Origin of the sequence: Vibrio sp. Vb1755 (assembly GCF_033338635.1) — a bacterium.
Taxonomy (GTDB): Bacteria; Pseudomonadota; Gammaproteobacteria; order Enterobacterales; family Vibrionaceae; genus Vibrio; species Vibrio alginolyticus.
Genome location: NZ_JAWOTA010000027.1, coordinates 1 through 19,643, shown reverse-complemented (window position 1 = coordinate 19,643; position 19,643 = coordinate 1). Strand labels below are relative to the sequence as shown.

Below are 19,643 nucleotides of genomic sequence, written 5' to 3'. Positions count from 1 at the left end.
GAGCTTTGGCTCAGGTTTTCTTAATTTTGTTTGCTCAGTAAACCACAGGGCTTACTGTTGGAATTTGTTTTCGTCAGGTGCAACATTGAGTATTTGTAGCGCGCCTTTCATGATTTCAGAGAAGACAGGAGACGCTACCGAACCACCATAGTAGTCATCGCCTTGAGGCTCGTTTACGATCACTACTAAAGCAATTCGCGGATCGCTAACCGGAGCAAGCCCAGCCGTGTAGGTGATGTACTCGTCGCTGTACCCACCGGCAGAAGCTTTACGTGATGTACCCGTTTTCGCTCCTACTCGATAACCAGGAACTGCCGCTCTGCGAGCCGAGCCCCCTTTTTGAGTTACGGTTTCCAACATGTCTAATACTTGACGCGCATACTTCGCACTCACCACTTGACGTGACATGTCATGATCATTGCTTTCAATAATATGAATAGGCTCGTATTTGCCAAGGTTTCCAAGCGTCGCATAAGCATGGGCTAGCTGGATTGGTGTAATTGATAGACCGTAACCAAACGCAATCGTGGCGCGTTCAATTGGCGACCAACGAGTTCGTGTAGGAAAAATACCCGTCACTTCCCCAACTAGGTTTAGGCCAGAAAGCTCACCAAAACCCACTGAACTGTACAGCCCAAGAAGCGCCTCTACCGGCATTTGCATTGCTAGCTTCGTCACACCGATATTACTCGACTTTTTAAGGATCGTGGTCAAGCTCGCTTTGCCTACGCGAGAGACATCTCTGACTCGACTACCACCTAAACGTAGGACACCATTACCGGTATCTACGATGGTATCTTTATCGGCTATCCCATTTTCTAAGGCGGCTAAAATAACGAAAGGCTTAATGGTCGAACCAGGCTCCATTGAGTCCGTGATCACTCGGTTACGCATTTGATAGCTTTGCCAATCGCTACGATTGTTAGGGTTGTAAGAAGGAGCATTAACCATGGCCAATACGGCGCCCGTTTTTACATCCAACATGACAACGGAACCTGAAGTGGCGCGGTGGTCCGCAACGGCTTGCTTAATCGCACGATACGCAATCGCCTGTAGGCGCTGATCGATGGTTAACTGAAGTGATTTACCTTCTTGCTTGTCTTGCCAAGCAATGTTTTCCACAACACGACCATAACGGTCTTTACGAATAGTTTTCTTACCCGCCGCGCCAGTGAGCCATTCATCGTAGCTACGCTCCACACCTTCTAGGCCATGCCCGTCAATGCCTGTTACACCGACTAAGTGAGCACTAACCTCACCTGCAGGATAATAACGACGAGATTCCGACTTAAGGCCAACACCTGGCAGCTTTAGCTCACGAATATAGTTCGCCATGGCCGGACTGACCTGGCGCTGCAAGTAGATAAAGCGGCGTTTTTCATTGCGCTTGATTTTGTCTATTAACCCTTGTCGGTCAATACCAAGAACATCCGCTAATGCATGCCAACTTTTGGTCTGGCTTAACGCGTTTTCTTTAAATATCGTGGCAGGATCTGCCCAAACCGCCTCAACCGGTACACTGACAGCAAGCGGCTCACCATTTCGATCCGAAATAATACCGCGAGCAGAAGGAATGGATTTAACACGAACCGAACGTAGGTCACCTTGTTTAATCAGGTTATCTGGCTCAATGATTTGGATGTAGGCTACGCGTGCCACCAAAAGGGCAAATGCACAAAAAACAAAAAACAGTAATAGATGGAAGCGCCAACGAATCAAGAAAGATTCTTCGACCGCCACTTTCACTGCTTTGTTATCGGTTTTCTTATCCCCCGTAGCCGCTTTCTCTTTTGCTACAGGTTTACGCTTATTGGCTTGTTTCGTGTTGGATTTTTTTCTAATCATTTGAGCGTGACAACCACTTCTTTATCGCCATCAGGTCGTTTCATTTCAAGTTCTTTTTTGGCAAGGTCTTGAACACGACTGTGTTCCGCGAGGGCAGTTTCTTCCAACATTAAGTTACGCCATTCGCTATCTAATCGTTCTCGTTCAACCAACGTATGGTCTTTCTCGGTGATCGCTTGACGCGCATGGTGGGTAGCAAATACCACTCCCATTGCCGATGCCACGATCAATAGCAACAACAGTAATGGCCAGCGACCAACAGTGAGGAGATCCGTTGCAATCAACTTAGCAAGATTAGGAGTGGATTTCGTCATAATAATTAAAGCTTTTCTGCAATTCTTAACACAGAGCTGCGCGAACGAGGGTTCATTTCAATTTCTTGTTTGCTTGGTTTAATCGCTTTGCTCACCGCTTTCATATTCGCACTACCAAGAGCACGAATTTGCTCTTCCGTCATTGGAATACCGTGTGGCACTTCAGGCCCTTTGCTCTCTTTACGGATAAAACGTTTGACCATACGGTCTTCCAGAGAGTGGAAGCTAATCACAGATAAACGGCCTTCAGGAGCAAGAATGCTCGCCGCGCCTTTAAGTGCCGTATCAATTTCTTCTAACTCACTGTTGATGTAAATACGAAAAGCCTGGAAAGCACGAGTCGCAGGGTGTTTTTTCTCTTTAAAACTTTTCGGTGCGGCATCTGAAATCAATTTTGCCAGCTGACCAGTGCGAACCATTGGCTCATTTTCTTCATCTTCACGGTAGGCAACAATCGCTTTTGCAATACGGCGCGCATGTTTATCTTCCCCAAACTCGCGAATGACCCAAGTGATATCATCGAGGTCTGCTTCCATCAACCATTGAGATACTGGAACACCTGATGTCGGGTCCATACGCATATCTAGCGGACCGTCTTTCATAAAGCTAAAGCCACGCTCTGCGTCGTCTAACTGAGGAGAAGAAACGCCTAAATCCAGCAGAACACCATCCACTTTTCCAACTAGCCCATACTCTTCAGCATACTCAGCAATACCAGAAAATGGACCATGAATAATGGTGAAGCGAGGGTCATTGATTTTGCCTGCCTCAGCGATCGCTTGAGGGTCACGGTCGATACTGTACAGTCGGCCATTTTCACCGAGTTTAGATAGAATTGTCCGGCTGTGACCGCCACGGCCAAATGTTCCATCAATATAGACGCCGTCTGGTTTGATAGCTAAGCCATCAATGGATTCATTTAATAACACGGAAATATGTTGGAAGGTTTCGGTCATAGCTTTCTCGTTGAATGATCTTGAGGCGATTCTTTAGTGTACTGATTTCCTACATCATCGCCACCACAAGTCTAAAGTTAGACGTGATTTACGCCAAGTTTATTGGTAATGACATAGTTTGCGTCAATTAAATGCAAAAAACCCATCACTACCGAAGTAGAGATGGGTCTCGAATAGGTGGAGCCGACACATAAGCCGGGTTCTGTTCCGCTTGCACGGCGGTAGCCATTCGTCTAGGCCAGCAATCACTCACTGGCTCGAGCAACCTACCCGCCTCCTTACGCGAGCAACGCAATGTGGAGGCCTATTTGGTCTTGCTTCAGGTGGAGTTTACCCTGCTACGAACTATTGCTAGTCGTCCGGTGCGCTCTTACCGCACCCTTTCACCCTTACCTGTACCCTTACGGGCCATCGGCGGTCTTCTCTCTGCTGCACTTGTCGTAGGCTTGCGCCCCCCAGGCGTTACCTGGCACCTTGCTCTATGAAGCCCGGACTTTCCTCCCCTTTGTCAGTCTCCCGAAGGACGTCAACGTCAGTCTCCCAAAGGGACTTCGACGTCAGTCTCCCGAAGGACATCAACAAAGCAGCGACTACCCAGTCAGCTCCGAGGGCGGATTGTATAGAGTTCTCACTTCAGAGTCTAGTTAGATCACAGATATGATGAAATGAATGCACTAAGTGATGACTTTTTAGTCAACGTGCCAAAAATAGATAATAAAAAGGCCGATGCCTAAACATCAGCCCTCATTGACCATTTATCTCGCTAGCGGCACTTAGTCTAAGTTTTCTAAGCCCCATTTATATAGCGCATTCTTCTTCAAGTTATGTATTTCTGCCACCAAAGCAGCTGCTTTTTTCAAAGGCAGCTCTTTGGTCAAAATCCCTAACGTGCGTAAAGCATCTTCAGGTAGTGAGTCGTCTGTTGTTTCACGATGGCCATGTACCAACAATACCATTTCACCACGCTGTTGGTTATCGTCACTTTTCACCCATTCAATCAGCTCACCTAACGGCATGCCTTGAATGGTTTCAAAGGTTTTTGTTAGCTCTCTTGCCAACACAACTTCTCTATCTGGGCCAAGAACGTCTAACATGTCTTGTAGAGAGTCTAAAATACGGTGCGGTGACTCGTAAAAAATACACGTACGCTCTACCGAAGCAATCTCTAGGAATTTATCCTTACGACCTTTGCTTTTCGGTGGTAAAAAACCTTCGAAGCTAAAGCGATCCGATGGCAAGCCAGAGGCACTTAACGCCGTAATGACCGCACAAGCACCTGGAAGAGGCACAACTCTAACGCCCGCTTGACGACATTTTGTCACCAAATGGTATCCTGGGTCGCTGATAAGTGGCGTACCAGCGTCAGAAACTAATGCGATAGACTGACCGGAAAGCAGCTTTTCTACCAAAACTTGTGCTTTTTGCTGCTCATTGTGGTCGTGTAGAGCAAAAGTTTTGGTTTGAATATTGAAGTGAGACAGTAATTTGCCCGTATGTCGAGTATCCTCAGCGGCAATGATGTCCACAGTCGACAGAATTTCGATAGCACGTTGGGTGATATCCGCTAAATTTCCGATTGGAGTCGGTACGATATAGAGAGTTGGCCCCTCATTCGGCAACTTATTTTTATCTGTCATTTGTTTACCATCACTTCAACGATTAATATAGAGACAATTTTGTACAAAATTATAGAGAACTCACGGCAATGATTAACCATAAGAGACTCAGTGTACCACGCATACTTACTCCTGTTGCACTAGCAATTACGCTCGCCGCCTGTTCTTCAGGTCCAAGACAGCCTGATGGCGTTGATGTAACACTTGAGCCTACTCAGTCTGTTCAGAACTATATGATCCAAGCTGATAGCACGGAAGGCAGTTTACAAAATGACTGGTTGATCATGGCAACCAAAGCCGCGATTCAAGCAAACCAGTTTGATCAAGCAGAAATGTTGATCAAGCGCCTGGCTCGTCAACAGTTAACCGAAGTTCAGCAAGCAGAGTGGCAACTAGCGCGTGCGACCATACAGCAAAAACAGGGTAATTACTCTCAGTTGCTGCAATTGTTGAATTTTAAACCTTGGTGGAAGTTGCCAAATGAGCAATGGAAAGACTATTACTTGATGCGTGCCGACGCTTATCAAGGTCTTAACCAAGCGTTTGAGGCAAACCGCCAACTGGTTGCATTTGGCCAATATGCATCGTCCGCGGAGCAGAGAGAGATTTCTAGCCGTATTTGGATGAACTTTGGCAGCTACTCCGAGTACGAACTGACCTCATTAGAAACAGAGCCAAATGAAGATGTTTTGGATGGTTGGCTACAACTCGCTATTTATGCGAAAACGCTGTCGGGCAACTTATCCCAACTAAAAAATACCCTAGAACGCTGGTTAAACGAGAACCCATCGCACCCAGCCGCTATCTACACACCAGAAGAGATTCAAAACATTCTCTCTCTAGACATCGTTAAACCAAACAACACCGCTTTGTTACTGCCGCTTACTGGTAAGTTCTCGCCACAAGCGCAATTAATTCGTGATGGTTTTGTGTTTGCTATGATGAATGATCGTAACCGTGATCCAAGCGCTACCCTCACGGTAATAGACACTAATGCGTATAACGCCGACCAAATTAAACAACGTTTGATCAATGAAAACATCGACTTTGTTGTTGGTCCCCTAGAAAAAGAAAACGTTGAGCTATTGCACACAACCATGGATGGCTCAGAAAATGGTCCTACGATTCCAGCCCTTGCGCTAAATATTCCCGAAGATGTGCAACCAGATAGCAATATTTGCTACTTGGCATTATCACCAGAACAAGAAGCCGCACAGGCAGCGAAACACTTGTTCAGCGAAGGCTATAACTTCCCTCTGATTCTGGCACCAAAGGGCAGCTTTGGTGAGCGTGTAACTGAAGCGTTCAACAAAGAATGGCGCAAGTACAGCTCTAATAAAGTCGCAGCAAGTTATTTTGGTGACAAGCGCCAACTTCAAAAAGACATCAATGAAGTATTTGGTCTGCAAGAAAGCAAACAACGTATTGCTCAGATGCAATCACTAATGCGTATCAAGCTTGAAACACAGCCACGTAGCCGTCGTGATGTCGATGCGGTTTATATTGTTGCTAGAAGCACGGAACTGACTTTGATCAAGCCGTTTATTGAGGTAGCGATTAACCCAGACGCCAAAGCGCCACAAATTTTCTCTAGCTCGCGTAGCAACAGTGGCGGCGCGACTTACGAAGATCTAACAGGCATCATCTACAGCGATATTCCATTACTGATTGACCCAGACCCTAGCGTGACCGCTGAAATGAACGAGCTGTGGTCAGAGCAATCTAACATGGAAAAACGTTTGAAAGCACTGGGTATGGATGCGTATAAATTGATTGGGGAGCTGCCACAAATGAAGGTCGTTCCGGGCTACTCAGTTGGCGGCCAAACCGGTATTTTAAGTATCGACAATAATTGTGTTGTACAGCGTGAGCTAAGCTGGGCTGAGCGTGGGGCTCTTTAGCAAGCGACAAATCGGAAATCAATATGAAGCTCTGGCGAAGCAGTATTTACAACGCCAGGGCTTGAACTTTATTGAACAAAATTTTCTGACTAAGGTCGGTGAGATTGATTTAATCTTCCAACAAGGTGAAACTATTGTGTTTGTTGAAGTCAAATACCGTAAGAACAATCACTTTGGCTCGGCAGCAGAAATGGTGACGCACGCTAAAATGCGCAAGCTAGTCAAAACCGCACAAGTTTGGCTTAGCCAACAAAAGCGCTTAAAACACAATATCGATTATCGATTTGATGTCATCGCCATTCATGATAATGGGCGAGATATCAACTGGATAGAAAACGCAATCTCTGAAGGATAAGCGATGCTAGACAGCATTAAAGACAGCTTTACAGAAAGTATTCAAATTCAAATCGCAGCAGCAGAGGCGCTGCCTGATGCCATTACTCATGCAGCTCAAGCGATGGTGTCGAGCCTGCTTAATGGCAATAAAATTTTATGTTGTGGTAATGGCGGCAGTGCTTCAAACGCTCAACAATTTGTTTCTTGTCTTTTAAACCGTTTTGAAACTGAGCGCCCTAGCTTACCAGCAATGGCCTTAACCGCCGATAATACCACCCTAACCGCAGTGGCCAACGATTACCACTACCAGGAAATCTTCTCAAAACAGGTACGAGCGTTTGGTCAACCAGGCGACATTTTGCTTGCCATGTCGACTAGCGGTAACAGTAAAAATATTATCAAAGCGATGGAAGCAGCCGTAACTCGAGACATGACGATTATCGCGCTAACAGGAAAAGATGGCGGAGAGATGGCAGGACTGCTCGGTGAGAACGACGTCGAAATTCGTATTCCATCACACCGCACTGCACGTATTCACGAAGTACATATGGTAACACTCCATTGTCTTTGTGATCTTATTGACCAGGTGCTTTTCCCTGCTCACGAAGAGTAACCAAGACTGAGAGTCAGAATTATGATACGTAGCCTTGTTATCTTATTAACAGCATTGAGTTTAAGTGGTTGCGCAGGTTTGTTTATCGCAGGTGCAGCAACCACAGCGAATATTGTCACGGACACACGCACGACAAAACAAATCTGGCAGGACAATAACATCGAATTCGAAGTTGCGGCGATCGGCAATAAAGCACCGTTTAAAGGTGAAGTTCGTGTCGTTGCCAGTTCATATAATGGGACTGTAGTCCTTATGGGACAAGCTCCGACACAAGACCTTATCCTTGCTTTAGAGCGAAGGGCTCGAGAAGTTAGTGGTGTAAAAGTCATACACAATCAAATCAAACAAAAAGAGCCACTCACTGTTACCCAGATTAGCAATGACAGCTGGATCACAACCAAAGTAAAGTCAGCTTTGCTTACTGATTCTGAGCTTAATGGTGTTAAGGTTAAAGTGATCACCGAAGATGGCGACGTTTTTCTGTTTGGTTATGTCACGCCAGAGCAAGGCGATCGAGCGACAGAAATCGCGCGTAATATCTCAGGCGTAAAACAAGTCATTAAAGGGTTCCAATACGGCGAAATGGAGCCTGTTGAAGTAGACTTACCGAGTGACGGTGTACAAACAATAGAAAGTGAGGCAAGCACAGAAAGTGAAGAGAACGTCGAAGTCTTTACGATTAGTGAGTAATTTCCAAAGTCTGGCTTGAAATCATCTTCAACAAGTTAAAAAGAAAAAAGCAGCGTTACGCTGCTTTTTTATTATTTAATCACTCTTAAGCTTGGTTTGCCTTTTGGTCGAGGAGCATCGTCCTCTTCGGCATCTGAATCAGAAACTAACTCAGAAGGCTCATCACTAACCGTTGTGAACGATGGGGATGATTCTTCCTCGGTCATCGCTTCTTCTTCGATGTGAGTGTACGCTTCTTCTGGTTCAAACATAGTACCAGCACCATTCTCACGTGCATAAATAGCTTGAACAGCATACACAGGCACGATCACTGAGTGCGGACGACCGCTAAAGCGAGCATGGAAGGTAATCGCATCATTACCTAACTCAAGATTACCCACTGCACGTGGCGCAATATTCAAAATAATTTGACCATCTTGAATAAATTCAACCGGGACACGCACCCCTGGCATTGTTGCATCCACAACCAAGTGAGGAGTCAAGTCATTGTCTACTAACCAGTCGTAAAATGCGCGAAGCATATACGGGCGGCGAGCAGTCATTTTTGCAATATCCATAACGTGTTTTAAATCGCTTAGCGAACTAGGCGCATTTCACGTTCAGCTTCAGTCAAAGAAGCAAGGAACGAATCACGTTCAAATACGCGGTTCATGTATACCTTGATTTCTTTTGAACCAGGGCCAACAAGATCGATACCAAGTTGAGGCAAACGCCACAATAGTGGAGCTAGGTAACAATCGATCAAGCTGAATTCTTCGCTCATGAAGTACTCATATTCAGCAAAAATTGGCGCTAACGTCAGAAGATCATTACGCAGCTTTGTGCGTGCTTTTTCTGATTCTTCCGCATTACCTTTCATCACTTTTTCAGCGAGTGAATACCAGTTGCGTTCGATACGGTACATCATCAAGCGGCTGTTGCCACGAGCAACAGGGTAAACCGGCATTAGAGGTGGATGAGGGAAACGCTCGTCCAAGTACTCCATGATGATTTTTGAATCGTAAAGAGCTAGCTCACGGTCAACAAGAGTTGGCACTGATTTATATGGGTTTAGCTCAACAAGCTCAGCAGGAAGGTTTGCTTCGTCAACAAGCTCAACTTCAACACTTACGCCTTTTTCAGCTAGTACAATGCGAACCTGATGGCTATACAAATCTGATGCACTTGAGAAAAGAGTCATCACAGAACGTTTATTGGCAGCTACAGCCATGGAGCCCTCCAGTACACTTACAAATAAAAACAATGGAGGCTAAGCCTCCATTGTACATCAATTAAAATTGGGAATTAGCACGGTATTTTAGCACAATTAATGCACATCGCGCCAATACTCTTTCTTGAGCATCACAACAACGATGGTTAGAAGCACTAAGAAGCCCATTACCCACCAGCCTAGAGCATGACGCTCAAGCTGCACTGGGTCACCTGAATAAACTAAGAAGTTAACGAGATCGCCAACCGCTTTGTCATATTCGCCTTCACTCAGCTCACCCGTGCCATCGGTTTCAGTACCAACAACAACTTGTACTTCTTCGCCATCTACGATTTTCGTATCGTAAATCGGCGTCGGGATGCCCTGTAGCTCTTCAAGCACATGCGGCATACCAACACTCGGGAAGACGATGTTGTTCACGCCGAATGGACGAGATGGATCAACATAGAAAGAGCGTAAGTAAGTGTATAACCAATCAGCACCACGAACTCGTGCAACCAACGTAAGATCTGGTGGTGGAGCACCAAACCAGTTTGCCGCTTGCTTCGGTGGCATAGCATTGACCATTAGATCACCGATTTTCGCTTCAGGATTGAAAATCAGGTTTTCTTTCATTAAGTCTGTTGGAATTTCCAAGTCTGTTGCTACACGCTCGTAACGCTGGTATTGCGTAGAGTGACAAGCAAAACAGTAGTTCATGAATAACTTCGCGCCGTTTTGTAGCGAAGCTTTATCCGTAAGGTCAACATTCGCTTTATCCAGCGGAACATTGGCCCCAGCTGCCATCGCTAGTGATGGCAACATAGCAAATAGAATTACAATCCACTTCTTCATTTGAATGTCACCCTCTCTGGTAATGGTTTGGTTGCTTCATTTTTGCTGTAGAAGAACAGCAACACAAAGAACATGAAGTAACACAAGCTAAAGATCTGAGATAGTAGTGTGTACGTTGGTGTCGCAGGTAACGCACCTAAAATACCCAGAGCGATAAAGGCGATGGTGAACTGTACAATATTCAATAGATGAAGTTTGCTACGGTAACGGTATGAACGAACTTTACAACGATCCAACCAAGGTAGAACAAACAGCACTGCAATTGACGCGCCCATTAGGATAACACCTAATAGTTTGTCTGGAACCGCACGTAAGATTGCGTAGAACGGCGTGAAGTACCATACCGGAGCAATATGCTCTGGTGTCTTCAGTGGGTTTGCAGCTTCAAAGTTAGGAGGCTCAAGGAAGTATCCACCCATTTCTGGGTTAAAGAACAGCACGTAACAGAAGAAGAACAAGAAACCAGCAACACCGACCAAGTCCTTAACCGTGCCGTACGGATGGAAAGGAATCGAATCAATGATGTCATATTTCTTCGTGTAGTAATCGTGGAACTTGAATTGCGTTTTGTAATCGTCGCCCATTGAGCCTTTTGGCAGCTTAGTTTCGATACCATCCGGGTTGTTTGAGCCTACTTCGTGCAGCGCCAATACGTGCAGAACAACAAGAAGAAGCAAAACGATAGGCAGTGCAATAACGTGTAGTGCGAAGAAACGGTTTAGCGTTGCACCAGAGATGATGTAGTCACCACGAATCCAAAGTGTTAGGTCATCACCGATAACAGGAATAGCACCAAACAGGGAAATGATTACCTGCGCACCCCAGTATGACATCTGACCCCATGGAAGTAGGTAACCCATGAACGCTTCAGCCATGAGAACTAGGAAGATCAACATACCGAAGATCCACAACAGTTCACGAGGTTTTTGGTATGAACCGTAGATCAAACCACGGAACATGTGAAGATACACAACAACGAAAAACGCTGACGCTCCAGTGGAATGCATGTAACGCAGAAGCCAACCGTACTCTACATCACGCATAATGTATTCGATAGACGCAAATGCACCGTCACCTGAAGGAACATAGTTCATCGTTAGCCAAATACCCGTTAGGATTTGGTTAACAAGAACCAGCATCGCCAGAGAACCGAAAAGGTACCAAAAGTTGAAGTTCTTAGGCATTGGGTATTCAGACAAATGCTTTTTATAAGCATTCATTGCAGGAATACGCTTTTCAACCCAATCTAACATTGCTTGCATTATGCATCTCCCTCATCAACACCCACAATGAGCTTGGTATCGCTCAAATACATGTGCTTAGGAACGACAAGGTTCAACGGAGCAGGTACTCCTTGGAACACTCGACCAGCCATGTCGAACTTAGAACCATGACAAGGACAGAAGAAGCCAGATCTTACGCCCTGCACCTGCTCTGAGAAAGAGTCAGGTAGATAGGTTGGTGAACAACCTAAGTGGGTACAGAAACCAACTGCGACGAAAAACTCTTCCTTAATCGAACGAAACTCATTCTGAGCGTACTCAGGCTGCTGCTCCATTTCAGATTGTGGATCGCGAAGCTTATCACCGATCGATTTTAAGTTATCCAGAACGCTTTGAGTGCGGCGAACAATCCATACAGGTTTTCCCTGCCACTCAACACGAACCAGCTGACCTGGTTCAATTTTACTTATATCCACTTCCACCGGTGCGCCCGCCGCTTTGGCTTTAGCACTCGGATTCCATGATTTGATAAAAGGCACGGCGACGGCGACTGCCCCTAACCCACCAACAACTGCCGTTGTAGCGGTTAGAAAACGCCTGCGACCGTTATTTAAAGGCGCGTTGCTCATCCAAACATTCTCCCATTTGCTCCCTTTGGATCGTTATTATTCCGCTTATAAGAGCATGGCTAACAAATAATGAATTTAGTTCTATTTATTGGAGGGAAATGATAAAGAAAACCCTACTTTTTGACAAGATAAAGCTACCTTTTTGTAACATTTGTGAGGCAAATCGCTCGCGTCGTCACAAAAGCGGCAGAATTATAAAAAATTGATGTGATTTGTAACAAGAAAGCACCACATAGAAGCCCCGCTGAAAGCTGATAAAACCTTTTATCTTGGTAGTTTTCAGTTAATTACACAGAGAAATATTTCGTATTACGCGTTCAGCTTACTGTGTTTATATTTTCAATTTTGTAGCACGCAGAATGCTCAAAAAGGAGCGTAAGTCATTTTAAAACATGTTACAGGAAGAATAAGATACAAAGACATTCTTGCTGATGAATACATCTATGCTGCATCGCAAGAGAAAGCGTGGTGAGTCGCGATTAAATAAGGCACAGATATAAAACGGCACTGGCACCTTTCGACGAAGAGGACGAATAAGAAGGCCTGCTCGGAGTGTGATGATAAGTGAAGGCTGTTCGTTGCTTTAAATACAAAAAAGCCCGGCATAGAGCCGAGCTTTTGGTACACAGTTTCCAGAGTAACTCTGAAAGCATAATTCCCGATAAGAGGAAATTAACGCTTAGAGAACTGTGGACGACGACGTGCTTTACGTAGACCAACTTTCTTACGTTCAACGCAACGAGCGTCACGAGTAACGTAGCCAGCTGCGCGTAGAGCAGGACGTAGAGACTCATCGTATTCCATAAGCGCGCGAGTGATACCGTGACGGATAGCACCAGCTTGACCAGAAATACCGCCGCCTTTAACTGTTACGTAAAGGTCTAGCTTTTCAGTTAGTTCAACTAGCTCTAGAGGTTGTTGTACAACCATACGTGCTGTTGGACGACCGAAGTATTCGTCAAGGTTACGCTTGTTTACTACAATGTTACCGCTGCCTGGTTTAATGAAAACACGTGCAGCTGAGCTTTTGCGACGGCCAGTGCCGTAGTATTGATTCTCTGCCATTTTCGAAATCCCCAATTAGATGTCTAGTACTTGTGGTTGTTGAGCAACATGGTTGTGCTCAGCGCCCGCGTAAACTTTTAGCTTACGGTACATAGCACGGCCTAGAGGACCACGTGGAAGCATGCCTTTAACTGCAAGCTCAAGAGCCATCTCAGGTTTACGATCGATCAACTTTTCAAAAGTGATAGATTTTAGACCACCTGGGAATTCAGAGTGACGGTAGTACACTTTGTTCTTAGCTTTGTTACCAGTTACAGCAACTTTCTCAGCGTTGATAACGATGATGTAATCACCAGTGTCAACGTGAGGAGTGTATTCAGCTTTATGTTTGCCACGTAGGCGAGATGCAATTTCACTTGCTAGACGGCCAAGAGTTTTACCTTCAGCGTCTACAACGTACCAGTCGCGTTTTACAGTTTCTGGTTTAGCAACGAAAGTTTTCATGCTAACAATAACCCGTTAATTAAATTTTAAACTTTAAAGGAACACCCAATAGTGCTCCCACACTGTCTAAGAGCCCAGTCATCACCCCTTCGAGTCGTTGGTACTCTCGACCTTCAATTTCGAAATAACTTCGATAATCAGGTCTGCAGTAACGGTGGGTCGCAGGATTATAGAGAAGAGCGAAGAAAAAATCACCTTTTTTTGCGCCAAATCACTAATTTTTTCTTCACTTTTTTAAGAACCCATTGGATCTAGGCCAAATGTTCACGCGCGAGATACTCATGACTTTGCATCTCAGTAAGCCGAGACAAACAGCGCTTAAATTCGAACTCTAACTGCCCGTCAGTATATAAGTCGGCCATTGGCACTTCAGCAGAAATAATCAACTTAACATTGCGCTCGTAAAACTCATCGACCAGCGCGATAAAGCGTCTCGCCGCATCATCTATTTTTCGGTTCATTTGTTGAACATCTGCCAGTAATACCGTGTGGTAAATACGAGACAATTCAATGTAGTCATTTTGACTGCGAGCAGTTTGACACAACTGAGCAAACGACGCATGCAGCACCCCGTCGCTTGCTTCAATCACCGCTAGTTGACGGTGGTTAACTTCGATTTGATGAGCAACAAACTGACGCTCTCCAGTCAGCTGCTGATAATATTTGTTAAGGTTTATGCTAGCCTGCTCATCAAGCGGGTAATGGTATATTTCAGCCTGTTCTAACGTTCTTAAGCGATAATCAACGCCACTATCGACATTCAACACTTCACAACGTGCCAAAATCATATCGATCGCGGGCAAAAAGCGCGCTCTTTGCAAACCGTTACGATATAAGTTCTGCGGCTCGATGTTTGAAGTCGCGACTAGGATCATCTGCCGCTTGAACATTTCTTGAAGTAGCGTTGCAAGGATCATCGCATCAGTAATGTCGGAAACAAAAAATTCATCAAAGCAAACCACATCTGCTTCTTCTTTAAATTTATCCGCCACTTTTGATAGAGGATTTTCGACATCACCTAACAGCTTCAACTCATCATGTACTCGATACATAAATCGATGGAAGTGGACGCGCATTTTTCTTTGGGTCGGTAAAGCATCAAAAAATGCGTCCATAAGGTAGGTTTTACCGCGACCTACCCCCCCCCAAAAGTAAAGGCCTTTTGGTGGTTCAGGCTTGTCGATTTTTTTCCCCATTAGCTTTTGCCATTTGGAAAGCTGAGGCACAGGCGCTGACTGAAATTCAACGATAGCATGGTAAAGCTTGTCTAATGCAACGACCGCTTGATACTGAGCTTCATCACGCTGAAACCCGTGTTCTGCTATGTCTTTTTGATATTGTTGTAGTGGTGTCATCGTATTAAGTCGTATAGAGGTATAGAGAAAAGGGTTACCTCGGGGTCAACTTTGAGAATAGAGAGAAGTAGTTATCAGTCCCCGAAGACATACTGCTATTTTTCTTTATCGGCTGTTCAAGCCATAGTAACATGGACAAGCACCGCGTGTAACTAAGTAGTAAAAGACTTGTTAAAACAACTATAAGGAGCAGTTATGCCTTGGATTTATGCCATTGTGGGTTTGCTGGTCGGTACAATCGTAGGCGTAGTCATTAGTAGACTAACCACCCCTGAATACAAGAAACAAAAGTCTGTGCAGAAAGAACTTGAAGCGGCCAAGTTTGAATTAGAGCAACAACGTCAAGAGCTCGTCGATCATTTTGCACAAACCGCAGAGATGTTGGACACCCTAGGTAAAGATTACACCAAGCTATACCAACATATGGCCAAGACCTCTTCTGAGCTTTTGCCAAACTTACCAGAACAAGACAACCCGTTTGATAAGAAAACGGCAATGTCGTCTGAAACCATTGCAGAAGATCAACCAGAGTTCAACGAACAACCAAAAGACTACGCTAATGGCGCCACCGGTCTTTTGAAGGATCAAGAGAAAGAAATCATTAATGCTCCCGAAGCGGTAACCGCAAAAGCATCATAATCCTCTCTTACTTCTATCTAGGGCCGATACATTTGTATCGGCCCTTTTTTGAACTTTTTCACCTCACCTTCGCTCTAACTTGGATGTGCACTGCCTCCCCTTTTGATTGTCCGAACTAGACCCTATATTAGTTGTTAACAAAGTGAACTAACCGTTCGGATATTTCTTTTTGGCAGACATGTTTCAAGAGGAGTTATTGGATGAAAAAACCACTGCTTGCGCTCACCGTTCTATCTCTGAGTTTGGGGTCGATTATTGCCCCAGTTCAAGCCACTGCCGCATTACCTTTGAATGTGGATGGCCAACAGTTACCTAGCTTGGCACCAATGCTTGAGAAGGTGACCCCAGCTGTTGTGAGTATTGCTGTAGAAGGTAAACAAGTACAAACCAGCCGCATTCCCGAGCAATTTCAATTTTTCTTTGGCCCAGACTTTCCTATGGAACAAAGGCGAGAGCGCCCGTTCAGAGGTTTAGGTTCTGGTGTCATTATTGATGCGAAGAAAGGCCATATTGTCACTAACTACCATGTGATTAAGGGGGCAGATGAGATTCGAGTTCGCCTCTTTGACGGGCGCGAGTATGACGCTACGCTCGTTGGCGGTGATGAAATGGCCGATGTTGCGTTACTTAAATTAGAGAAAGCGAAAAACTTAACGCAGATTAAGGTCGCGGATTCCGACAAACTGCGTGTCGGTGACTTTACGGTTGCGATTGGTAACCCATTTGGACTCGGTCAAACTGTGACTTCGGGTATTGTTTCAGCCCTTGGTCGTAGCGGCTTAAACGTTGAAAACTTCGAAAACTTCATCCAAACCGATGCCGCAATTAACAGCGGTAACTCTGGTGGTGCATTGGTCAACCTTAATGGTGAGCTGATCGGTATTAATACTGCGATTTTAGGCCCTAACGGCGGTAATGTGGGTATTGGCTTTGCGATTCCATCAAACATGATGAAAAACCTCACTGATCAAATTCTAGAGTTTGGTGAAGTCAAACGCGGCATGTTGGGTGTGCAAGGTGGCGAAGTAACCTCTGAGCTAGCTGATGCATTGGGTTACGAGTCAAGTAAAGGGGCCTTTATTGGTCAAGTCGTACCGGACAGCGCAGCCGATAAAGCAGGGTTAAAAGCCGGTGACGTAATTGTATCGGTGAACGGCAAAGCGATTAATACTTTCTCAGAGCTCCGCGCAAAAGTGGCAACACTGGGAGCAGGTAAAGAAATCACATTAGGTGTGGTTCGAGATGGTAAGAATAAAACCTTTGATGTAACGCTTGGCGAATCTACGAATATGAAAGCTAAAGCGGAGACATTACATGAGGGACTCAAAGGTGCGGAGTTAAGCAATACAACACCAAGTGATGTAATCCAAGGTGTTAAAGTATCGAGCGTTGCAGATAACTCTCCAGCGGCTCAATATCAATTACAACAAGGTGACATTATTATCGGTGTGAACCGTCAACGAGTGAAAAACCTTGCCGAGCTTCGTACAATCGTAGAGAAACACAAAGGTGTACTGGCTCTTAATATTCAACGTGGTGAACGTACTATTTATCTTGTCATTCGTTAACCACTTTCAAAGTGATAGGAAATAAGGTTTTCGATGCATAGTACTGAGTGATAAGGCTCGATCACTTTTCCTTATCGCTCAATAACTAATGAAAAGGGCAGCGCGATGACGTGCTGCCCTTTTGTTATTTTTCAATGTAATGCTATTCTTCATCTTCGATGCCATTTTGGCGCTCACGCATGGAGAGGATATGCTCAGCTTTTTATTACGTTCTGTCTTTTTAGGCTTGGCTACTGCCGCAGTGGTATTACTGGCGGTTCCATCTTTGCGCAACAACGTAATTCCTGCCGCGCTTGATCCTCAACCTGTTAATATCGCATCAGTCGAGTTGACGTTTAATCAAGCGGTCCGAAGAGCAGCGCCTGCAGTGGTAAACATCTACAGCCGTAAGTATGTTGAGAATGATCGCAGTAAACTCTCGACTCAAGGTCTGGGGTCAGGTGTCATTGTTAGTGAGAAAGGCTACATCATTACTAACTATCATGTGGTTGCTCAAGCTGATCAAATTGTTGTGGCATTACAAGACGGCAGAGCCGCAGCGGCTCAGCTCGTAGGGACAGATAAACGTACTGATATAGCCGTGCTGCGTGTCGAAGGTTCGAATTTGCCCGTAATCCCTCTGAACTCTAATTACAAACCACAAGTGGGCGATGTAGTACTAGCCATCGGTAACCCATACAACCTTGGACAAACCACAACGTTCGGCATTATTTCTGCCACAGGTCGTTCATCTATTAGCGATGGTCGTCAAGCATTCATTCAAACCGATGCCGCCATCAATGAAGGTAACTCTGGTGGAGCCCTAGTGAACACACAAGGCGAGCTCGTCGGCATTAACACCGCCTCTTTTCAGCAAGCGACAGACTTAGAAACTTACGGTATTTCTTTTGCGATCCCTGCGCCGCTAGCCAGTAAGATCATGCAGAAAATCATCGCTGATGGCCGCGTGATTCGTGGTTATATTGGAATCGACGGCCAAGACATTAATGCGGTCACTGCTCGCCTACTTGGAAATGAACACATAGGTGGTATTGTCGTACTTGGTATTGATCCAAATGGCCCAGCCAATGCGGCTGGCTTTCAAAAACAAGATATCATTATCAGTATTGATGGCAATAAGGTTCAGGGGCGTCAGAGCGTTATGGATATCGTCACCGATTTACGTCCTGGCACCACCGTGGACGTCGGTATCATTCGCAAAGGAAAAGAGATGACCTTGAAAGTCACCATTGCTGAAGACAAGCAAGAAGCATAAAAAATCCCAGCCATTGGCTGGGATTTTTATTTGTGCGTTACTCGCTATCGCTCGGTGTTTCCGTCGTATCGGAATCATCCAGCTCAACTTCAATGCGAGTGACTCGCTGCAAACCTCTCGGTAATAACCCACCTCGGCGACCACGTTCGCCACGGAAGTTATCAAGGTCAGACGGTTTAAGACCCAACTTTCGCTTACCCGCGTACAGCGTTAACGATGCACCTTTTGGTAAAGACATTAAGTGAGATAGTACTTCTTCTCGCTCTTTTGCTTTAGCAGCAGGAATGTTGATGATCTTATTCCCTTTACCTTTCGCCAGTTGTGGCAAGTCTTTGATTGGGAACAGCAGCATGCGACCTTGGTTAGTGATTGCTAAGATTTCATCAGAGTCTAAATCTTCAATCTCTTTTGGCGTCATGATCTCAGAGTTGGCAGGTAAAGTGACGAGCGCTTTACCACTGCGGTTTTTAGACAGCAAGTCCGCGCCTTTACATACAAAGCCGTAACCTGCATCTGAACCCACCAGCCACAGCTGATCTTCTTCACTCATGATGACTTGGCGAATACTGCTACCAGCCGTAATATTCAAGCGACCGGTAATCGGCTCACCTTGACTACGAGCAGAAGGCAGTGAGTGCGATTCCAGAGAGTAACTTCGACCGTCACTACCTAGGAATACCGCAGGCTGATTACTCTTACCTCGAGCATGCGCTAAATACTTATCACCCGACTTATAGTTTAAGCCTTCGGCATCCACGTCATGGCCTTTCGCGTGACGAATCCAACCTTTCTCAGAAAGCACAACCGTGATTGGCTCACTTGGTACGAGGTCACGTTCAGTCAGCGCTTTTGCTTCTGCACGCTCAACCATTGGAGAGCGACGGTCATCACCGTATTTCTCTGCGTCTGCTTTGATTTCTTTTTTCAGTAGTGTATTCAGACGACGCTCAGAACCGAGTAGCTGTTCTAGCTTCTCACGCTCTTTCTCTAGCTCGTCTTGCTCACCACGGATCTTCATCTCTTCTAGTTTTGCTAGATGACGAAGTTTGGTATCTAAAATTGCATCCGCTTGGATATCGGTAATACCAAAGCGTTCCATCAGCACCGCTTTTGGATCGTCTTCAGTACGGATGATCTCAATCACTTCATC

At 45.3% G+C, this 19,643-nt stretch carries 20 protein-coding genes and 1 other RNA gene; 7 read left to right on the top strand and 14 right to left on the bottom strand.

Translation table 11 applies throughout. The features are described 5' to 3' along the window. Nucleotides 1-51: 51 nt before the first annotated feature. The 5 genes from R7E00_RS18700 to rsmI form a co-directional block, all read right to left on the bottom strand. Nucleotides 52-1,845: a penicillin-binding transpeptidase domain-containing protein gene (locus R7E00_RS18700; protein WP_086046525.1), complete on the bottom strand. Its 1,794-nt coding sequence runs from the start codon at nucleotides 1,843-1,845 to the stop codon at nucleotides 52-54. Next, nucleotides 1,842-2,159: a cell division protein FtsL gene (gene ftsL, locus R7E00_RS18695; RefSeq protein ID WP_005372920.1), complete on the bottom strand. Its 318-nt coding sequence runs from the start codon at nucleotides 2,157-2,159 to the stop codon at nucleotides 1,842-1,844. Before ftsL ends, R7E00_RS18700 begins: the two co-directional genes overlap by 4 nt. A 5-nt stretch (nucleotides 2,160-2,164) precedes the next feature. Further along, the gene (gene rsmH / locus R7E00_RS18690) at nucleotides 2,165-3,115 is read right to left on the bottom strand and encodes a 16S rRNA (cytosine(1402)-N(4))-methyltransferase RsmH (RefSeq protein ID WP_005372918.1); all 951 of its coding nucleotides are present in this window, start codon (nucleotides 3,113-3,115) and stop codon (nucleotides 2,165-2,167) included. 175 nt (nucleotides 3,116-3,290) lie between these two features. Further along, an RNA gene (gene rnpB, locus R7E00_RS18685) (RNase P RNA component class A) lies at nucleotides 3,291-3,721 on the bottom strand. Between the two features lie 167 nt (nucleotides 3,722-3,888). Next, nucleotides 3,889-4,752: a 16S rRNA (cytidine(1402)-2'-O)-methyltransferase gene (gene rsmI, locus R7E00_RS18680; protein WP_005372907.1), complete on the bottom strand. Its 864-nt coding sequence runs from the start codon at nucleotides 4,750-4,752 to the stop codon at nucleotides 3,889-3,891. A gap of 68 nt (nucleotides 4,753-4,820) precedes the next feature. On the opposite strand from rsmI, the gene R7E00_RS18675 reads away from it, so the two are divergent. Genes R7E00_RS18675 through R7E00_RS18660 form a run of 4 tightly spaced genes read left to right on the top strand, consistent with a single transcriptional unit; the run spans nucleotide 4,821 to nucleotide 8,271 of the window. Then, on the top strand, nucleotides 4,821-6,632 hold the full coding sequence (locus R7E00_RS18675; protein WP_005372905.1) for a penicillin-binding protein activator: 1,812 nt from the start codon (nucleotides 4,821-4,823) through the stop codon (nucleotides 6,630-6,632). Then, nucleotides 6,619-6,987: a YraN family protein gene (locus tag R7E00_RS18670; protein ID WP_005372903.1), complete on the top strand. Its 369-nt coding sequence runs from the start codon at nucleotides 6,619-6,621 to the stop codon at nucleotides 6,985-6,987. The genes R7E00_RS18675 and R7E00_RS18670 overlap by 14 nt, the downstream gene beginning before the upstream one ends. A 3-nt stretch (nucleotides 6,988-6,990) precedes the next feature. After that, on the top strand, nucleotides 6,991-7,581 hold the full coding sequence (locus R7E00_RS18665) for a phosphoheptose isomerase (RefSeq protein WP_005372901.1): 591 nt from the start codon (nucleotides 6,991-6,993) through the stop codon (nucleotides 7,579-7,581). Nucleotides 7,582-7,602: 21 nt separating this feature from the next. After that, on the top strand, nucleotides 7,603-8,271 hold the full coding sequence (locus R7E00_RS18660; protein ID WP_017633609.1) for a BON domain-containing protein: 669 nt from the start codon (nucleotides 7,603-7,605) through the stop codon (nucleotides 8,269-8,271). 71 nt (nucleotides 8,272-8,342) lie between these two features. Here R7E00_RS18660 and sspB read toward each other — a convergent pair whose 3' ends face one another. The 8 genes from sspB to zapE form a co-directional block, all read right to left on the bottom strand. Next, nucleotides 8,343-8,828 (bottom strand): ClpXP protease specificity-enhancing factor, encoded by a 486-nt coding sequence (gene sspB / locus R7E00_RS18655; protein ID WP_005387408.1) that lies wholly within the window; start codon nucleotides 8,826-8,828, stop codon nucleotides 8,343-8,345. 17 nt (nucleotides 8,829-8,845) lie between these two features. Beyond that, complete coding sequence (sspA, locus tag R7E00_RS18650) at nucleotides 8,846-9,481, bottom strand: stringent starvation protein SspA (RefSeq protein ID WP_005372897.1); 636 nt, start codon at nucleotides 9,479-9,481, stop codon at nucleotides 8,846-8,848. A gap of 96 nt (nucleotides 9,482-9,577) precedes the next feature. Next, the gene (locus R7E00_RS18645) at nucleotides 9,578-10,315 is read right to left on the bottom strand and encodes a cytochrome c1 (protein WP_005372881.1); all 738 of its coding nucleotides are present in this window, start codon (nucleotides 10,313-10,315) and stop codon (nucleotides 9,578-9,580) included. Further along, the gene (locus tag R7E00_RS18640; protein WP_005372880.1) at nucleotides 10,312-11,577 is read right to left on the bottom strand and encodes a cytochrome b; all 1,266 of its coding nucleotides are present in this window, start codon (nucleotides 11,575-11,577) and stop codon (nucleotides 10,312-10,314) included. The genes R7E00_RS18645 and R7E00_RS18640 overlap by 4 nt, the downstream gene beginning before the upstream one ends. Beyond that, on the bottom strand, nucleotides 11,577-12,167 hold the full coding sequence (gene petA / locus R7E00_RS18635; protein ID WP_005372877.1) for a ubiquinol-cytochrome c reductase iron-sulfur subunit: 591 nt from the start codon (nucleotides 12,165-12,167) through the stop codon (nucleotides 11,577-11,579). The genes R7E00_RS18640 and petA overlap by 1 nt, the downstream gene beginning before the upstream one ends. Nucleotides 12,168-12,839: 672 nt before the next feature. Further along, on the bottom strand, nucleotides 12,840-13,232 hold the full coding sequence (gene rpsI, locus R7E00_RS18630) for a 30S ribosomal protein S9 (protein ID WP_005372876.1): 393 nt from the start codon (nucleotides 13,230-13,232) through the stop codon (nucleotides 12,840-12,842). Nucleotides 13,233-13,247: 15 nt separating this feature from the next. Further along, nucleotides 13,248-13,676, bottom strand: coding sequence for a 50S ribosomal protein L13 (gene rplM / locus R7E00_RS18625; protein WP_005372872.1), 429 nt, complete (start codon nucleotides 13,674-13,676; stop codon nucleotides 13,248-13,250). A 251-nt stretch (nucleotides 13,677-13,927) separates the two neighbouring features. Next, nucleotides 13,928-15,031 (bottom strand): cell division protein ZapE, encoded by a 1,104-nt coding sequence (zapE, locus tag R7E00_RS18620; protein ID WP_005387411.1) that lies wholly within the window; start codon nucleotides 15,029-15,031, stop codon nucleotides 13,928-13,930. A 195-nt stretch (nucleotides 15,032-15,226) separates the two neighbouring features. On the opposite strand from zapE, the gene zapG reads away from it, so the two are divergent. The 3 genes from zapG (at nucleotide 15,227) to degS (ending at nucleotide 18,493) form a co-directional block, all read left to right on the top strand. Beyond that, entirely contained in the window at nucleotides 15,227-15,670 is a 444-nt protein-coding gene (zapG, locus tag R7E00_RS18615; RefSeq protein ID WP_005379861.1) for a Z-ring associated protein ZapG, read from the top strand. A gap of 200 nt (nucleotides 15,671-15,870) precedes the next feature. Beyond that, nucleotides 15,871-17,238 carry a Do family serine endopeptidase gene (locus tag R7E00_RS18610; protein ID WP_025768400.1) on the top strand — a complete coding sequence of 456 codons (1,368 nt, stop codon included), beginning with the start codon at nucleotides 15,871-15,873 and terminating at the stop codon, nucleotides 17,236-17,238. Nucleotides 17,239-17,428: 190 nt separating this feature from the next. Further along, nucleotides 17,429-18,493, top strand: coding sequence for an outer membrane-stress sensor serine endopeptidase DegS (degS, locus tag R7E00_RS18605; protein WP_017633606.1), 1,065 nt, complete (start codon nucleotides 17,429-17,431; stop codon nucleotides 18,491-18,493). A 37-nt stretch (nucleotides 18,494-18,530) separates the two neighbouring features. Here the strand turns inward: degS and R7E00_RS18600 are convergent. After that, the coding region (locus tag R7E00_RS18600; protein WP_318124458.1) for a DNA gyrase C-terminal beta-propeller domain-containing protein at nucleotides 18,531-19,643 on the bottom strand (1,113 nt) is incomplete at its 5' end.

Excerpts from the sequence above, each read along its gene's own strand:
- R7E00_RS18700 (WP_086046525.1), bottom strand. The coding sequence starts at position 1,845 with ATGATTAGAAAAAAATCCAACACGAAACAAGCCAATAAGCGTAAACCT.
- ftsL (WP_005372920.1), bottom strand. The coding sequence starts at position 2,159 with ATGACGAAATCCACTCCTAATCTTGCTAAGTTGATTGCAACGGATCTC.
- rsmH (WP_005372918.1), bottom strand. The coding sequence starts at position 3,115 with ATGACCGAAACCTTCCAACATATTTCCGTGTTATTAAATGAATCCATT.
- rsmI (WP_005372907.1), bottom strand. The coding sequence starts at position 4,752 with ATGACAGATAAAAATAAGTTGCCGAATGAGGGGCCAACTCTCTATATC.
- R7E00_RS18675 (WP_005372905.1), top strand. The coding sequence starts at position 4,821 with ATGATTAACCATAAGAGACTCAGTGTACCACGCATACTTACTCCTGTT.
- R7E00_RS18665 (WP_005372901.1), top strand. The coding sequence starts at position 6,991 with ATGCTAGACAGCATTAAAGACAGCTTTACAGAAAGTATTCAAATTCAA.
- R7E00_RS18660 (WP_017633609.1), top strand. The coding sequence starts at position 7,603 with ATGATACGTAGCCTTGTTATCTTATTAACAGCATTGAGTTTAAGTGGT.
- sspB (WP_005387408.1), bottom strand. The coding sequence starts at position 8,828 with ATGGATATTGCAAAAATGACTGCTCGCCGCCCGTATATGCTTCGCGCA.
- sspA (WP_005372897.1), bottom strand. The coding sequence starts at position 9,481 with ATGGCTGTAGCTGCCAATAAACGTTCTGTGATGACTCTTTTCTCAAGT.
- R7E00_RS18645 (WP_005372881.1), bottom strand. The coding sequence starts at position 10,315 with ATGAAGAAGTGGATTGTAATTCTATTTGCTATGTTGCCATCACTAGCG.
- R7E00_RS18640 (WP_005372880.1), bottom strand. The coding sequence starts at position 11,577 with ATGCAAGCAATGTTAGATTGGGTTGAAAAGCGTATTCCTGCAATGAAT.
- petA (WP_005372877.1), bottom strand. The coding sequence starts at position 12,167 with ATGAGCAACGCGCCTTTAAATAACGGTCGCAGGCGTTTTCTAACCGCT.
- rpsI (WP_005372876.1), bottom strand. The coding sequence starts at position 13,232 with ATGGCAGAGAATCAATACTACGGCACTGGCCGTCGCAAAAGCTCAGCT.
- rplM (WP_005372872.1), bottom strand. The coding sequence starts at position 13,676 with ATGAAAACTTTCGTTGCTAAACCAGAAACTGTAAAACGCGACTGGTAC.
- zapE (WP_005387411.1), bottom strand. The coding sequence starts at position 15,031 with ATGACACCACTACAACAATATCAAAAAGACATAGCAGAACACGGGTTT.
- zapG (WP_005379861.1), top strand. The coding sequence starts at position 15,227 with ATGCCTTGGATTTATGCCATTGTGGGTTTGCTGGTCGGTACAATCGTA.
- R7E00_RS18610 (WP_025768400.1), top strand. The coding sequence starts at position 15,871 with ATGAAAAAACCACTGCTTGCGCTCACCGTTCTATCTCTGAGTTTGGGG.
- degS (WP_017633606.1), top strand. The coding sequence starts at position 17,429 with ATGCTCAGCTTTTTATTACGTTCTGTCTTTTTAGGCTTGGCTACTGCC.